At 36.0% G+C, this 15,045-nt stretch carries 14 protein-coding genes; 3 read left to right on the forward strand and 11 right to left on the reverse strand.

What is annotated here, in order from left to right; translation table 11 throughout:
* Positions 1-5: 5 nt before the first annotated feature.
* The 3 genes from uvrB to MKY29_RS16060 form a co-directional block, all read right to left on the reverse strand.
* Positions 6-1,988, reverse strand: coding sequence for an excinuclease ABC subunit UvrB (uvrB, locus tag MKY29_RS16050; RefSeq protein ID WP_090566712.1), 1,983 nt, complete (start codon positions 1,986-1,988; stop codon positions 6-8).
* A gap of 131 nt (positions 1,989-2,119) precedes the next feature.
* Positions 2,120-3,694: a M14 family zinc carboxypeptidase gene (locus tag MKY29_RS16055; RefSeq protein WP_340880276.1), complete on the reverse strand. Its 1,575-nt coding sequence runs from the start codon at positions 3,692-3,694 to the stop codon at positions 2,120-2,122.
* 141 nt (positions 3,695-3,835) lie between these two features.
* On the reverse strand, positions 3,836-4,072 hold the full coding sequence (locus tag MKY29_RS16060) for an IDEAL domain-containing protein (protein WP_093495022.1): 237 nt from the start codon (positions 4,070-4,072) through the stop codon (positions 3,836-3,838).
* 178 nt (positions 4,073-4,250) lie between these two features.
* Here MKY29_RS16060 and MKY29_RS16065 point away from each other — a divergent pair, with 178 nt between their 5' ends.
* A complete protein-coding gene (locus MKY29_RS16065) occupies positions 4,251-4,790 on the forward strand; it encodes a competence protein ComK (RefSeq protein ID WP_241599022.1) in 540 nt (179 codons plus the stop codon).
* Here the strand turns inward: MKY29_RS16065 and MKY29_RS16070 are convergent.
* Together MKY29_RS16070 and MKY29_RS16075 are read right to left on the reverse strand one after the other, a co-directional pair.
* Complete coding sequence (locus MKY29_RS16070; protein WP_090566701.1) at positions 4,787-5,152, reverse strand: hypothetical protein; 366 nt, start codon at positions 5,150-5,152, stop codon at positions 4,787-4,789. The genes MKY29_RS16065 and MKY29_RS16070 overlap by 4 nt on opposite strands.
* 218 nt (positions 5,153-5,370) lie before the next feature.
* Positions 5,371-6,600 carry an EAL and HDOD domain-containing protein gene (locus tag MKY29_RS16075; RefSeq protein WP_090566698.1) on the reverse strand — a complete coding sequence of 410 codons (1,230 nt, stop codon included), beginning with the start codon at positions 6,598-6,600 and terminating at the stop codon, positions 5,371-5,373.
* A gap of 158 nt (positions 6,601-6,758) precedes the next feature.
* Between MKY29_RS16075 and MKY29_RS16080 the strand changes: the two genes are divergently transcribed.
* Positions 6,759-7,535 (forward strand): enoyl-CoA hydratase-related protein, encoded by a 777-nt coding sequence (locus MKY29_RS16080; protein WP_241599018.1) that lies wholly within the window; start codon positions 6,759-6,761, stop codon positions 7,533-7,535.
* A 212-nt stretch (positions 7,536-7,747) separates the two neighbouring features.
* On the opposite strand, the gene MKY29_RS22020 is transcribed toward MKY29_RS16080, so the two are convergent.
* From MKY29_RS22020 to MKY29_RS16095, 4 genes are all read right to left on the reverse strand, one after another.
* Complete coding sequence (locus tag MKY29_RS22020) at positions 7,748-7,909, reverse strand: putative holin-like toxin (protein WP_416235946.1); 162 nt, start codon at positions 7,907-7,909, stop codon at positions 7,748-7,750.
* A gap of 906 nt (positions 7,910-8,815) precedes the next feature.
* Positions 8,816-9,136 carry a DUF378 domain-containing protein gene (locus tag MKY29_RS16085; RefSeq protein ID WP_090566692.1) on the reverse strand — a complete coding sequence of 107 codons (321 nt, stop codon included), beginning with the start codon at positions 9,134-9,136 and terminating at the stop codon, positions 8,816-8,818.
* A gap of 274 nt (positions 9,137-9,410) precedes the next feature.
* Complete coding sequence (locus tag MKY29_RS16090) at positions 9,411-10,292, reverse strand: DMT family transporter (RefSeq protein WP_093495027.1); 882 nt, start codon at positions 10,290-10,292, stop codon at positions 9,411-9,413.
* A gap of 103 nt (positions 10,293-10,395) precedes the next feature.
* Positions 10,396-11,364 (reverse strand): DMT family transporter, encoded by a 969-nt coding sequence (locus MKY29_RS16095; protein ID WP_093495028.1) that lies wholly within the window; start codon positions 11,362-11,364, stop codon positions 10,396-10,398.
* Between the two features lie 132 nt (positions 11,365-11,496).
* On the opposite strand from MKY29_RS16095, the gene MKY29_RS16100 reads away from it, so the two are divergent.
* Positions 11,497-12,375, forward strand: coding sequence for a LysR family transcriptional regulator (locus MKY29_RS16100; protein WP_093495029.1), 879 nt, complete (start codon positions 11,497-11,499; stop codon positions 12,373-12,375).
* 104 nt (positions 12,376-12,479) lie between these two features.
* Here MKY29_RS16100 and MKY29_RS16105 read toward each other — a convergent pair whose 3' ends face one another.
* Positions 12,480-13,319 carry a DUF2268 domain-containing protein gene (locus MKY29_RS16105; protein ID WP_093495030.1) on the reverse strand — a complete coding sequence of 280 codons (840 nt, stop codon included), beginning with the start codon at positions 13,317-13,319 and terminating at the stop codon, positions 12,480-12,482.
* A gap of 590 nt (positions 13,320-13,909) precedes the next feature.
* The gene (locus tag MKY29_RS16110; protein ID WP_340880278.1) at positions 13,910-15,043 is read right to left on the reverse strand and encodes a bifunctional cystathionine gamma-lyase/homocysteine desulfhydrase; all 1,134 of its coding nucleotides are present in this window, start codon (positions 15,041-15,043) and stop codon (positions 13,910-13,912) included.
* Between the last annotated feature and the right edge of the window lie 2 nt (positions 15,044-15,045).

Below are 15,045 nucleotides of genomic sequence, written 5' to 3' on the forward strand. Positions count from 1 at the left end.
TTCTATCACCCTTCCAGCTTCAGTTCCAAAATTGCATCGCGTAATTCTGCAGCTCGTTCAAAATTAAGTGCTTTAGCTGCATCTTTCATTTCTTTTTCTAGATTTTCTAGAAGTGTTGCCTTTTCTTCTTTCGTTAATGGTTTTCCGCTTATTAAGCGTTGTGCATATGTTTCTTCCTCTTCTGCAACCTGTGATGCACGGATAACATCGCCTATTTTCTTTTGAATTGTTTTTGGTGTGATGCCATGTTTTTCGTTATATTCCAGTTGAATTGTTCGGCGACGTTTCGTTTCATCAATTGCTTTTCGCATAGAGTCTGTCATTTTATCTGCATACATAATAACTTCTCCATTAGAATTACGAGCAGCACGACCAATAGTCTGGATTAATGAACGTTCAGAACGTAAAAACCCTTCTTTATCGGCATCTAATATTGCTACTAGAGACACCTCTGGTATATCTATTCCTTCTCGCAACAAGTTAATCCCTATTAGTACATCGTAGGTACCTAAACGAAGTTCCCGAATAATTTCAGTACGCTCTAGTGTTTTTACTTCTGAATGTAAATACTGTACCTTTATACCGATTTCCTTTAAGTAGTCCGTTAAATCCTCCGACATTTTTTTCGTTAACGTCGTAATTAAAACACGCTCATTTTTAGCCGATCTTTCATGTATTTCATTGATTAAATCATCTATTTGCCCTTCAATAGGCTTCACCGTTATGACTGGGTCCAATAGTCCTGTAGGACGGATAATTTGTTCCACCATTTCCGGTGTATGCTCTAGCTCATAAGGGCCAGGAGTTGCTGAAACAAATATAGCTTGGTTAATATGTTTTTCATATTCAGTAAATGTAAGGGGGCGATTATCTAGAGCAGATGGCAATCGGAATCCGTAATTTACTAGCACAGATTTTCTCGCTTGGTCACCATTATACATTCCTCTTACCTGAGGTAATGAAACGTGACTTTCATCTACTACGAGTAAAAAGTCTTCTGGAAAATAATCAAGTAATGTGTAAGGAACCGCTCCAGCTTCTCTTAATGTTAAATGTCTAGAGTAGTTTTCTATGCCTGAACAAAAGCCCATTTCCTCCATCATTTCTAAATCATACCTAGTTCGTTGCTCCAATCGCTGAGCCTCTAAAAGCTTATCCTCGCTTCTCAAATACGCAAGCTGTTCTTCTAGTTCTTTTTCAATATTTGCTATGGCCAGCTTCATCTTTTCTTCACGGGTAACGAAGTGGGACGCAGGGAATATAGCTACGTGGTCACGTTCTCCTAAAATTTCTCCAGTAAGCGCATTAACTTCACGAATACGATCAATCTCATCTCCAAAGAACTCCACACGAAGACACTTTTCATCACGTGAAGCCGGAAAAATTTCTACTACATCTCCACGAACACGGAATTTTCCGCGTACGAAGTTCAAATCGTTTCGTTCATATTGAATATCGACGAGTTTACGTAATAGCTGATTACGATCTATTTCCATTCCGGTTCTTAATGATAAGACCATCTCTTTATATTCCTCAGGATTACCTAAACCGTAAATACAGGATACTGATGCGATAATAATGACATCTTTTCTTTCAAATAAAGAAGAAGTAGCAGAATGTCGGAGCTTATCTATCTCCTCGTTAATACTAGAATCTTTTTCTATAAATGTATCGGTTGATGGAACATATGCTTCTGGTTGAAAATAATCATAGTAACTAACGAAGTACTCGACCGCATTGTTCGGAAAAAACTCTTTAAACTCATTATATAATTGACCCGCTAGTGTTTTGTTATGTGCCATCACTAATGTCGGTTTGTTTATCTGTTGAATTACATTTGAAATAGTATATGTTTTACCTGTGCCTGTCGCACCTAGTAAGGTTTGATATCTTTTTCCTTCATTAACCCCTTCTACTAGTTCTTTAATTGCTTCTATTTGATCTCCCGCTGGCTCATACGGAGCTTGCAAGTCAAAAGTTTGTTCCATACATAAGCCTCCCATTTTTTTGAATAATTTCAGTTTAACATACTCTTTTTTTGATTCCCACTAAAACGAACATATGTTTTTTAAATATAATAAAAAGCCACTGATACCAGTGACTTTCGACTTCATTATTTTTATCTTTTCGATGCTTCTTGTGCTAAATATAATCCTACCTTATGGTTTTGTCTCCAAATTGCATCCCACTTCGATAGAGGTACAGGTTGCTCTCCAATATATGGAGAGATTTCTAATGTAATACCAGGCATTTTTGTTTCCTGGATAAACCAATCAGCAGATGCTCCAGAGCCTGGCAAATATTGAGGCGGCATTACTTTATAACCGGTAAGTTTCGATAATGTTTTTGCCAGCGCTTGATCGCGCTTAGATTCTGCTGTCTTTTGATAGTTAAACCAGTACATTATTTGTCCCGAAGAGTGATAAGAAATATACGTTTTAAACTTATGTTTCTTGACGAAATCTCGAAACGCCTTTGACTCCGGTTCACTAAAAGCACTCGGTCCTTTATACGCCATATATGCTGGTTGCTTTTGTCCTCCTTTGATCTTATCCCAACCAGAGGCAAAGTTATCGTTTAAATCTACCCCGCGTATATTCGATTTCCATCTATTAAAATTAGAGTTTCCATTAATCTTTGTAGCAAGTGCGCCATTCTTCATAGATGTTGGTCCTGATTGAACAAGTTTTACACCATCAGGGTTCATCATAGGGATAAACCAAATAGCAGTTTGATCTAAAGTCTGACGAACATTATATCCACCATAAACAGATTTATTTTCGTAATGAATACTATATGTATCAATCATTTCTGCTACCACATTTGTCGTCATATGCTCACGAGCATGTAAGGAACCATCCAGCAGTACTTCCTTTTTCCCGTTTCCAATTTTCATCGCATACATAGGAGTACCTTCTACTGATTTACCTATTTGCTCTAGCTTCGTAAATTCAGGATATAACGCTGCAATTACATTCAGTAGATATGTCATTTCTTCATACTTCAGTACTTTTTTCGGTTGCAATAAATCCATGTGGACAAAATCATTCATATTTATCCTTGCCTCTTGTCCTAGAAAATATATAATTCCATTACTCTTCTCTACTCCTATTAAATCCACAGATTGATTGGCTGTTAGTGTCCCAATTTGGATAGACTGTGTATTGTAAACAGGTACCTCCACACGATTATATAGTTTCATCGGATATGTCGCTTTTTTTATAGTATCATTAGAAGGACTCAAAGTAGGAATTGTACCCTCCAGAGGAATATAAAAGACATCTTTACCTACTTCTACTAAATGATAGACTGAGGAAGTTTTTGTACGAGTTAAAACTGCGTCTTTTAATATTATGCCCTTTTGCACAAGCTTCCCTTTTTTCATAACATAGTATGGGATTTGCTCATCGACTACCTTAAAACTCATTTGTTCCTGTTCAAATAAAACACTCGCTTGATTACTATAGATAAATCCTGGAACTCCATTAAAATCAATTTGATAATACCCAGCCACTAAGCCTGTCGTTTCGTATACTACCGCTGTTGTTCCTTCTAATAATATAGAAGATTCATTGGAGGTATCTGATAATACTTGATAGCTATCGAGCGTTTTAATATTCCACTTATCTTCTGCTTGGACAATAGTTGGTAGAAGCAATAGTAAGAATAATGCTAGTAGCGTATAACGTTTCATTTATTGTTCCTCCCTTGTTATCTCATATAGTGGAAAACCTTTACTTCTCTAGCTTATCGTAGTTTTTTGTCAAAAGAAATAGAATTTTGTGATATAAAAAAACCACTTCCTAATGAAAGTGGTTTTTTTCGCAATACTTTGTTATCTTGGACTGTTTAGTTGATGAAGTGCTGTTGTATACTCTAAAAATGCGGCCATATCTTTTCGATCTAGCGCTTCGTCTATTAATGCAAAGAGACGATTACTACTTTGTTCCCGGTGGATAATGTTCAAAAACATATCAAGATATATTTCGTTTAACAATTTTTCGGCAGAGCTTTCATTCCCCGTTTGACCCATTGCTTTTAAGAAATCTGCATATGAATATTGTTTGTCCATCTCCATCACCCCGATGTCTTTTTTCTATTATATAAAAGCAACGAACTACTTGCAATCATTTTGAGAAAATTACAACTAGATAGTAAATAAGGAATATTTTAAAAATTCGTTATATATGCTTGATTTACTTCCAAAATTAACTATAATTGAGGTATATAATACAAAGGGGTGGATTTTTATGTCGAAAAAAGTAGAAGAAAAATCTTTTTTTATTTCATTTGAAACCGCTGTACTTCAACCTATTGTAGTGAATAATACGATATTTACAAAAGTAACTAATTTTTCAGGTGAATCAAATATAATAGGTAAAAAGCCTTTTGATATCGTTCGCCACTCTTGCTCTTTTTACGGTTCTTCGTTCCAACACACTGCTCAATTATCGAGAGATGCGATTGGAAACTATTTAAAGCTACCGATTCTCATAGCTCATGACTTTGGAAATCCGTGTATATTCATACCAATACTCTCTCCTAAATCGGATTTAAATGTTTGGTTCTCTTTTAGAGCAATAGAATCATTTTATCCTTCTAAAGATGGTTGTATAGTCGTTTTAACAAATGGCCAAAAAATAACTGTACCTTCATCTCCACAGACAATAAGTAGACAGGTTGGATTTGCTAATATACTAAATATGCATTTGCTAAAACGGATGAGCCATCTGATAAATACTGGTTATATTACTAAAATTCCACAATTTCAAAAAGACTCACAGTACTAACGAAGTTTTTCTACTACAGCCAAATATATAGATAGTAGTTCTTCGACTCTGTTGCGGAGACGAACGTTTAGGTAACGACGATGTTCTTCATAACCTCCATGAAAAAATACATACTCTGTGAACATATCATCTCCTTCTCCTCGAAGAACTTTCATACTGTGACGCTTCATATACATATGCGTCTGTTTTAGTTCTTTCTGCACTTGCTTTCCTGCTTCTTCCACTAAAATGATGTATGGACGCTTCAATTTAAATGGAGCCTTTTCAAAAATAGTTCGATCTTTTTCTAAGATAGTCAGGACCATTGGAAGATAGATCATGTTTTCAAAATATGGAATTGCCTCTTCCGGTATTAATGGCATAACTACTCCTCCTCATTAGGAACGTGTGTTCTGTTTTTTATTTTACTACTTTTATCGAAAAAAGCAACAATTGAGTCATTGGTATATAAATGAAACAATTACAAAAAAATAATAATAGTGGATAGGAATGAGGCTATTTTCAGGAAATCTTCCATCTTAACTACAAAATACAATCACTAAAAAAAGAACAACTGCCATCTATAAAATGGCAGTTGTTCTTAACCTATTATATCCATAGCCCAACTACGGGCTTCTAAATAATATTTGTTTAATGTAGCGTGATCAATATCGATAGCCTCTGCACCTGCAATTATGTCATCCCATCTTACTTCATCACAAGCTACGGAAAGCTCTAGATAAGGAGTCATATCGGTAGCTTTCCCAGAAAGCGTTTCTACTACCTCATCCGTAAGCGGAAGTTCTTGAAGTAAATGACTCATCTTCCGGTGTAGTAATGTGTCGATTAAAGAAAACATACCTACTAGGAAATATTCAGAGGAGTTTTGTAAAAACTGTCTTTTAGCCAGTAACTCACAAAACTTGGCCCGGAATAAGGATGCTTCAATAAGAGCCATTCCATCTCCATTAGAATTTGCTTTCGACTCTCTTAACATTAATACATATATCCAATGATTCAATTCTTCCAATCCCAACATCACTACCGCTTGTTTAATGGAACGAATTTTAGATTTTTTTCTAGCGGCTGGTGAGTTAATGATTTTTAAAACTTTAAAGGAAATGGACACATCACGCTCGATTTCCTCTGCTATTTGCTCAATAGAGGAAACTTGGTTACGAAGCAAACTAATAATGCGGAAATACTGTGCCATATTAGCAGGAATATCAGTCCCTTTAATAATTTCAGGTTTGGCAAAGAAGTAGCCTTGGAACAATCCGTATCCTGCCTCTTTGGCATCATAAAATTCTTCACGCGTCTCTACTTTTTCAGCTAAAAGTACAATATGAGGATAATTTTTCTTCACAATTTCTTCAATAACTTTTCTCTCAGAAGGCTTACTCAAAATAAAATCAACTTTGATAAAATTAACTAAACTAAATAACTCATCATATAAGTTTATATTTTTATGTAAAATAAAGTCATCTAAAGCAAGTAAAAAACCTAACTTTTTTATGTATTTAAGCTTTTGAATTAAAGAAGGGGTAATTGGAATATCCTCTAAAACTTCCACAACTATACGTTTAGGTGGAAGTTTATCAAATAATGTATTATCTAATAAATTTTCCGTAAAATTAATAAAACACAACTTTTCTCCCGCAAGATTATTTATACCTATCGTTAAAAATGAATGGGTTAATACCTCTAAAGTTGCTAAATCGCCATCTATAACAGGAAAAGCATTCGTACTACTATCACGATACAATAATTCAAAAGCAAAAATATGCTCTTTTTTTGTAAAGATAGGTTGTCTCGCCACAAAAATATCCATACAAACTCCTCAAATCCATAAATATTCAGTATTTCTATTATAACAAATCTTTCCATGAAAATCGATATATTTTCTATTTATTTCCTATGGATGACAGAAAACTTGGAACATGATATGTTTGATAATGGGGAGAGAAAGTCGAAAGGGGAGAAATATTCATGGAATACATCCGTTATAATCAACAGGGTAATTTAGCATATGTCACTTTAAACAGACCAGACTCATTAAATGCATTTAACTATGAGATGCTTCGTGAACTTGGAGATATTGCAGAATCTATTCGCATTAATCCAGACATCCGTGTAGTTATTTTCACAGGGGCAGGAGAAAAGTCATTTAGTGTAGGTGCAGACTTAAAGGAACGAAAAACATTAACTGATCAACAAGTAAAACGTAATATATACAAAATTGGAGAAGTATTTACTGCAATTGAAAACCTTCCACAACCAACAATAGCTATGCTAAACGGCTATGCATTTGGGGGTGGAACAGAATTAGCACTTGCCTGTGATTTTAGAATTGCCTCTGATGATATTCAGCTTGGTTTAACTGAAACAAGTTTGGCAATAATACCAGGAGCTGGTGGGACACAACGTCTACCAAGACTTATCGGAGAATCAAAAGCATTAGAACTAATTTTAACTGCTAAAAGGCTAAAATCAGAAGAAGCACTCTCCTATGGGTTGGTAACAAAGGTAACAACGAGAGGAACACTGCAGGAAGAAACCGAAGCATTTGCTGCACTGATGCTTGCAAATGGACCTATTGCCTTACAACAAGCTAAGTTTGCTGTAAAGCATGGGATGAATGTGGACCTACAAACTGGTTTAAATATCGAAAGAAAAGCATATGAAATAACTATTCCTACAGAAGATCGTATAGAAGCACTTCAAGCCTTCGTTGAAAAAAGAAAACCTGTTTTTAAAGGGAAATAAATTTATCCATTATAAGTACTAATGATAGGGTTAGATTTTTTGATTTCTTTGCTACTCTGTGTAAAAGTTGGTATACTAAATGCATAAAACAGATACAATATAAAAACCGCTAAGATGTGCAACCATCTTAGCGGCCAAATAGAATGATTCCCTGCAAGGGGGATGGCACGACAGACAAAAGTAATCCAACCGAGCGCTAACTCATAGGTGGATTACTTTTTTCGTGTCATTGAAAAGCTAAGTGTAATAAGAGCTACAAGTAGCGAAGAAAAACTAATCATTATTACAAGCGATTCGAAAACAGTCAAAAGCAGCACCCCCTCTCTGTCTATAACTCTTTGACAGAAAGAACAAAGCAGGTGCCAACCACCCATGAGTTTATCAATCTATTTCCTCTAGTATACCACACACATATTCCTTAATATCAGAATTAACAGATATATCAATAAAAATTCCTGAAGAAAAACCAGACAAAAAGTCGCCAGTCCATTGGATTATCGCATTTCAAATGCAAAAGCGATTACAAAATAATTTGATCCCTCCCTAAAATTTGACCAATCTTATCATCTAAGCGATAAGCTATGCTGAATCTTCTAGTGAAGTACTACACACTGATTGATTGTAGTGCAAGGTGGCGACTCCGGCGGGATTAGTGAGACAGATGAGATTTCACATCGACGCGTAAGCGACGGTGATAGCTCATCGCTCACCCCGCGGAAAGCGTCCACCTGAAACGAAAATCATCAAGATTATTCATTCTTGAAAGTGCCTTGAACTCGGTGTTCACAGGAAATTTTTATATACTTTCCTATCTCTTAAGAAAAACCAGGAAAAAAGTTGCCCAGTCTGATTACCCAATGTTTTTTAGAGCAGCTGGTCATGACTAATGGGGCAAATACTTCCACTAGTGTAAAAGACAATCTACTTTCTCCCTCTAAAATTTGACCAATCTTATCATCTAAGCGATAAGCTATGCTGAATCTTCTAGTGAAGTACCACACACTGATTGATTGTAGTGCAAGGTGGCGACTCCGGCGGGATTAGTGAGACAGATGAGATTTCACATCGACGCGTAAGCGACGATGATAGCTCATCGCTCACCCCGCGGAAAGCGTCCACCTGAAACGAAAATCATCAAGATTATTCATTCTTGAAAGTGCCTTGAACTCGGTGTTCACAGGAACCACCAGTGTTCACGGAACATTTTTACATATTTTCTTATAAATAAAAAAGGACAGATAATCTGCAAAAATTTACAGCAGTTATCTATCCTTTTTTAGCTACTTATTCAGCTCGTTCTCTTTCGATGTGTCTTCATTTATGTCCTTAAATTCAGGTTCCTCCCCAAATTCAGTTCCATATTGAAGATTTCGAGAACTTTGTCTGCTCGTCCCAAACTCTTCTTCTTCGGACGTTCTAAATAAAAGTGGAATGCAGATTAAGCCGCTAATGCCAACCAATGCATAGATCACTTTAGAAAATAGTGCAGTCTGCCCACCGAAAATAGATGCAACTAAATCGAATTCAAAAAAGCCGATCAATCCCCAGTTAATAGCACCAATTATAACGAGGGCTAAAGCAAGCCGATGTATAAATCCCACTGATTAACTCCTCCTTCATTAGTTGTATGAATGATAGCGACGATATGGGATAACATATCGTAAACAACTAAGATTCGCTCTTATCTTTTACCAGAAGTAACGATTCATACATGAAGAGAAATCAAAATCCGAAAAATCCTGATTACTGCTGAAAGCAACGAGTTCGGTTATAATGAATAAAAAATTGTGATATCACACAGATATTTATCATTTATTGAAACGCGTAATTATAATATTGACTCATCAGTACTTATAGATATTGTAAAATACAATGTTAAGGGACAGTTTTTATTTTATCCTTTTTCATAAATTCCATTTTTGTTTCTGAAATAAGAATAGCTAATAGAATAATCAAGGCGCCGATAATCATTCTGCTCGTCATAATCTCGCTCAGGATGATAACGGAAAAGAGCATGCCCCAAAAAGATTCAGTAGCTAAAATAATTGCTGCCTTTGTTTCTGTTATGTATTTTTGAGCCACTGTTTGCATTAGAAAAGCAATGGTTGTGGAGAAAATTCCTAAGTATAACAGATTCATCATACCCTCAGATTCCATAGAAAAGCTTGTCTCTCCTCTAAATACCACGACGATGCAACCAATTACTGCGGCAGTAACCATTTGTACAATAGTTAGCACAACAGGATCCTCTGTCTTAACAAATTTAGCTGTGTAAAAAATATGAAAAGCAAAACCTACCGCACAGCCTAAAGTCAATAAATCTCCTACATTCACGTCAGAAGACAATTTTAAAGAAAGTATAGCAATACCAACAATAGCCAGAAGAGCACCTGAAAGTTCGTACATATCTATTTTTCTTTTATATAATAGAAATCCTATAAAGGGTACGATTACCACATTCACAGCTGTTAGAAAAGCATTTTTTGATGGTGTTGTGAATTGTAAACCCACTGTTTGAAGAGCAAAAGCTATGTATAAAAATATACCTAATAATGCTCCTTTAATTAGCGTACTTTTCTTTAATTTATTCAGCTTCTTGAAGAATATAAGGCTTAATATAACTGCTCCGACTAAAAACCTACCAGCTAAAATCTGGTAAGGAGTATAGTGTTCCAAAGCCACTGCACTTGCTACAAACCCACTACCCCAAATTATCGCTGTAAGAACTAGCAATATTTCTCCGATGTATTTAAACATTATTTCCACCAACCTTTTTTCACTAAAACTAGTATATCGCAAGAATTCAAAAAAAAGCGCCTTCTTCTACAATATTTTTGTTGTAGAAAAAGACGCTTTATATTTAGGAAATACTTTCTTGTAAACTTTGTTTTACACTTTGCAATGTTTCTTTCTTTTGAATTAACCGTACAAAAATATTATTAGCAAGAAGGGACAGTATGATAAATCCTACTCCTATAATTTCAAAGGCAGATATGTGGTTTCCTTGAATACTCGAAATAACAAGCGTCGTTACAGGAACAAAATTAATAAACAGCAAAGCATTTAAAGGTGATAGAATACTAACTCCAACATTCCAACCTACTAAGGCAATAACTCCTGGAAAGATAATCATGAATAGTAGATGAGGAGTAACTGCTTGAACCGTATCAACTGTCGGTATAGAGACGTAACCTATCATTGTCGCTATTCCTACAATGATTACTGCTGAAAGCGTACCTAGCAAACAGCTTAATGTCGAGTAACGAAGGACAGACCAACCTCTAAATTTGTCTCCTCCCATCGTATACACAACCCACCCTACTACTGCGATTAATATAAATAAGGATGGAATAATATTGTTAGTTGCAGAAAGAAACGCTCCTATATTCCCTTTCGTGATAACAAGTATCGCTCCAACGAAAGAAACAACAACACATAATAATGTAAATGAATAGGGACGACGTCTATAAAATAACCAAACGATTATAATTGAGATCATAGGCATCAATGATTCCATAATAGATGCAACCATTACACCTGGTTCTCCAAGTATATCTTCACCCCAGAAAATAAGTAAATTATAGACGGTAAATGCCATTGTGCCGAAAAACCATAATAGCATTCCTTTCCCCTCCATACGAAATGCCTTTGGTCCTTCCTTCCATAATAAAAACAAGACCAAAATAATAGCCACTGCACCATATCGGAAAATAGTAAAGTAAAACGGATCAATATATGTAAAAGCATGATGTGCAACTGGAAACATTGCTCCCCACGATACACTTGCGATAAAACATAGAAAAGCTCCTAAAAAAATATTGTTTTTCATAAATAAATAATCTCCTTCTCGTATTCCCTTACCTATTAAACGTCAAAAGTGTCTATCATGTAAAATGATTATTTTTGATGTTATATATCACTTTTAGTGATACCATAAGATATACAAAGGAGGGATTACAAGATGGAGCTAAAAGACTTAGAAATATTTCAACTTGTTGCTCAAAAAGGAACCGTCACAGAGGTTGCGAAAGAACTTAGTTATGTTCAGTCAAATATTACGGCACGTATAAAAAAACTTGAAGCAGAACTAAACACACCATTATTTAATCGACATAATAGAGGCATGAGCTTAACTCCTGAAGGAAAGAAGTTATTAGTATATTGCGAGCAAATCTTATCACTAACTAAGGAAATGAAAAAAGTAGTACAAAATAAAGAACAGCCGTCTGGTAAATTAGAAATTGGGACAGTCGAAACTGTTATTAAACTACCGATGATTTTATCTTCCTTTACTAAAAAGTATAAGGAAGTAGACCTGTCTCTTTTCTCAGGTGTAACAGAGAAGCTACAAGAGGAAGTATTAAATCATCGATTAGACGGGGCATTTGTCACTGAAACTATTCCTCACCCAGAACTTGTCTCTCATGATGTTTTTCAAGAGGAGCTAGTTTTAATATCCAATAAAGACACAACTTCCTTGGAACTGCTGAAAAACGAACCATTTTTATGCTTTAACAAAGGTTGTGGATATAGAGCAAGATTAGAAGCTTGGTATAAAGATGAAAATATAGTTCCTAGTAAGGTAATGGAGTTCGGAACGTTAGAAACAATTTTAAGCAGTGTCGTCGCAGGTTTGGGAATTACCTTAATCCCTAAATCAGCAGTTTCTCACTTAGAAGCCCGTGGACTTATCCAATGTCATTTTTTACCGACCAAATATAGTGAAATTAAAACCGTATTTATTAGGCGGTCGAATACTTACTTAACAACGACAGTCGAAAAATTTATCGAAACTATTGAATTGAGCATAGGAGAAACCTCTGAACTATTATCATTTTAGATAATGGGCAGGATGACATATGTAAAGCCTAAAGTAAAAACGAAGCGTCATCTACCCAAATATAGAGATGACGCTTTTTTATATGGGAAAATATATAACTTAACTCATATTGCAAAGTCAGAGCCTGCTATGATTTCATCGGAGGATTTACGGAGCAATTCTGTCATAATAAAAGGGCCGCAATTTTTGTTGTATGAATACACAATTTGATAGCCAATATGATATCCAATCCATTTAGAAAACGGTGTGTTAGGGTTTCCAAATAAGTAGAGTTGATGATTTTTAACCCCTTTTATCTGTAAGGCAGGAACAAAATGTCTTTGCCATATTTCACTTACCTCTTCTAAACGATACATATTCGTCCAAGGCGCTATCCACTTTTTACCATACAATTGCTTTACCGCAAACTCGCCAAGTCCTTCAATAATTATTGAATCATCTAAGGTAATGGCTGCAGGAAGAGAATCTAAAAATTGTAATCTACATACATGATTATACTCATGTGCTACTAATGCCTTAATCTCTTCTTTGGTAAGATCAGAAGATACGAAAAGAAAAAGTACTCTTTTATAGGCAATGCCGTTTTTACGTGGGGAGTCCTTGCGCCGTTTAGTACCCTCTTTTCTAATCGGGAAAATATAAATAGAAACCTTTGGACCATCCCATAATTCTCGCAAATATTTATATTCTTGTTTAACGATATCCCAAATACTTTTGGAATCTAATTCTCTCAAGATTTTCTTTAAAGATTTCCATTCAGTTGGTTCAAATAAACCATTTTTTAAAAGTTCATATTGGATGACCTCAGAATTTACCTCCGGAAAAAACTTCATAACTGGATCGCATATAATCTCTCGTTGTAATGTCTCTACGCCTCTCCCATCTTGATCTTCGCATCTTTCCGCAAATGTAGTCAGCATGTTTCTCGTTTCTTTGACCGACATGAACCCTCTCCTTTTTCGTCTTATAGCATATGTTTCTATTTTTTTTTAGTCACAGAAATATAGACAACTGTCTTTAGTAAGCCCTCATTGCCAACACAAACTGTAGCTCTGTTGTAAATATCATAGAAAAAGGGTAAGAATCGTGGATAGAGAAGGTCGCCTACACCTCAGTGAAGTTACAAGTGTTAGTAGAAATATGGTGTTTTGGAGATGCTGATCCATCTTCTTGTTGAGTACTACTCATTTAGTTGATTGAAGTGTAATGTGGCGACTCCAGCGGGAACAGTACGAGCTGAAAGCCCTACTGGAAAGACATTGTATACATATTTTTTAAAAAGAGGCTAGGACAGAAGTAGAAATTTTATTGGATAAGGAGAAACCTTTACTAAATAATGGATATTTAATAAAATTGATTGGAATGGAGGGGCGACTCCTACGGGAATAGCGTGACGCCTGAGACTACAGGCTCAGGCCACGCCCGTGGAAAGCGTCCCTGGAATGGAAATCAATTTTGTGCACAGCAAAAAACAGCATTTTTCTCACAGAGAAAAATGCTGTTTTGGGGTTCTGTCCCAGCCTCCCATTTTAAATTATGCTAGTGCTTGCGTTAAATCGTCCAATAAATCTTCTACATCTTCAATCCCCACTGAAATTCGGACAAGCCCATCTGTTATGCCCAGCTCTGCACGACGCTCACTTGGGATAGATGCATGGGTCATTCGAGCAGGAACTGAGATTAAACTCTCCACTGCACCTAAGCTCTCTGCAAGTGTAAAGAATCGGAGCTTCGCTAAAAGCTCATCTGCTTTCTCAGCACTTCCAACGTCAAAGGAAATCATTCCCCCGAATCCTGTTGTCTGGTTTTTCATCAACTCATGTCCAGGATGAGTCGCTATTCCCGGATAAAATACATTAGAAACAGCTTCATGATTATTCAAAAATTCTGCAATTCGTTGTGCATTTACATTATGCTCTTCCATACGTATCCCCAGTGTTTTAATACCACGCATTAGTAGCCAAGAATCCTGTGGCCCAAGTACTGCTCCTACAGAGTTTTGCACAAAATGCAAATCTGTAGCTAACTGGTCAGAGTTTACAACAACAAGACCAGCTACAACATCACTATGACCTCCCAAATATTTGGTCGCACTATGTACGACAATGTCAGCGCCGAGTGCAATCGGTTGTTGGAAGTATGGCGTCATGAAAGTATTGTCTACTATTGTTAATAGTCCTTTTTCTTTCCCAAGCTTCGCAATTTCCTCAATATCAGTGACTTTTAATAGTGGGTTTGTAGGTGTTTCCAAGAATATCGCTTTTGTATTTTCTTTAATCGCTGCTTCTACATTCGAAATATCTCCAGTATCCACAAATGTCGCTTCAATGCCAAAGCGATTCAATACTTTAGAAATAACACGGAAAGTCCCGCCATATACATCATCTGTTAATATCACATGGTCACCTTTGCCAAAAAGCATCATAACAGAGCTAGTTGCCGCCATTCCCGATGCGAAAGCAAACCCTGCAACTCCTCCTTCTAGCTCGCTGATTAATACTTCTAATGCATGACGAGTAGGATTTCCAGTACGTGAATATTCATAGCCCTTGAATTTACCTACTGCCTCTTGTTTATACGTACTCACTTGATAAATCGGTGTCGATACTGCTCCAGTTGTTTCGTCTCCTACAATTCCTGCATGTATTAATTTCGTTTTAGTGCGCATCA

The organism is Psychrobacillus sp. FSL K6-2365 (assembly GCF_038003165.1).
Lineage (GTDB): Bacteria > Bacillota > Bacilli > Bacillales_A > Planococcaceae > Psychrobacillus > Psychrobacillus psychrodurans.

Bases quoted from the DNA above. Each gene is read 5' to 3' on its own strand.
- MKY29_RS16100 (WP_093495029.1), top strand. From the start codon at position 11,497: ATGGAGCTAAAAGACTTAGAAATATTTCAACTTGTTGCTCAAAAAGGA.
- MKY29_RS16055 (WP_340880276.1), bottom strand. From the start codon at position 3,694: ATGAAACGTTATACGCTACTAGCATTATTCTTACTATTGCTTCTACCA.
- MKY29_RS22020 (WP_416235946.1), bottom strand. From the start codon at position 7,909: ATGGGTGGTTGGCACCTGCTTTGTTCTTTCTGTCAAAGAGTTATAGAC.
- MKY29_RS16095 (WP_093495028.1), bottom strand. From the start codon at position 11,364: ATGAAAAACAATATTTTTTTAGGAGCTTTTCTATGTTTTATCGCAAGT.
- MKY29_RS16090 (WP_093495027.1), bottom strand. From the start codon at position 10,292: ATGTTTAAATACATCGGAGAAATATTGCTAGTTCTTACAGCGATAATT.
- MKY29_RS16110 (WP_340880278.1), bottom strand. From the start codon at position 15,043: ATGCGCACTAAAACGAAATTAATACATGCAGGAATTGTAGGAGACGAA.
- MKY29_RS16075 (WP_090566698.1), bottom strand. From the start codon at position 6,600: ATGGATATTTTTGTGGCGAGACAACCTATCTTTACAAAAAAAGAGCAT.
- MKY29_RS16080 (WP_241599018.1), top strand. From the start codon at position 6,759: ATGGAATACATCCGTTATAATCAACAGGGTAATTTAGCATATGTCACT.
- MKY29_RS16060 (WP_093495022.1), bottom strand. From the start codon at position 4,072: ATGGACAAACAATATTCATATGCAGATTTCTTAAAAGCAATGGGTCAA.
- MKY29_RS16105 (WP_093495030.1), bottom strand. From the start codon at position 13,319: ATGTCGGTCAAAGAAACGAGAAACATGCTGACTACATTTGCGGAAAGA.
- MKY29_RS16065 (WP_241599022.1), top strand. From the start codon at position 4,251: ATGTCGAAAAAAGTAGAAGAAAAATCTTTTTTTATTTCATTTGAAACC.
- uvrB (WP_090566712.1), bottom strand. From the start codon at position 1,988: ATGGAACAAACTTTTGACTTGCAAGCTCCGTATGAGCCAGCGGGAGAT.
- MKY29_RS16070 (WP_090566701.1), bottom strand. From the start codon at position 5,152: ATGCCATTAATACCGGAAGAGGCAATTCCATATTTTGAAAACATGATC.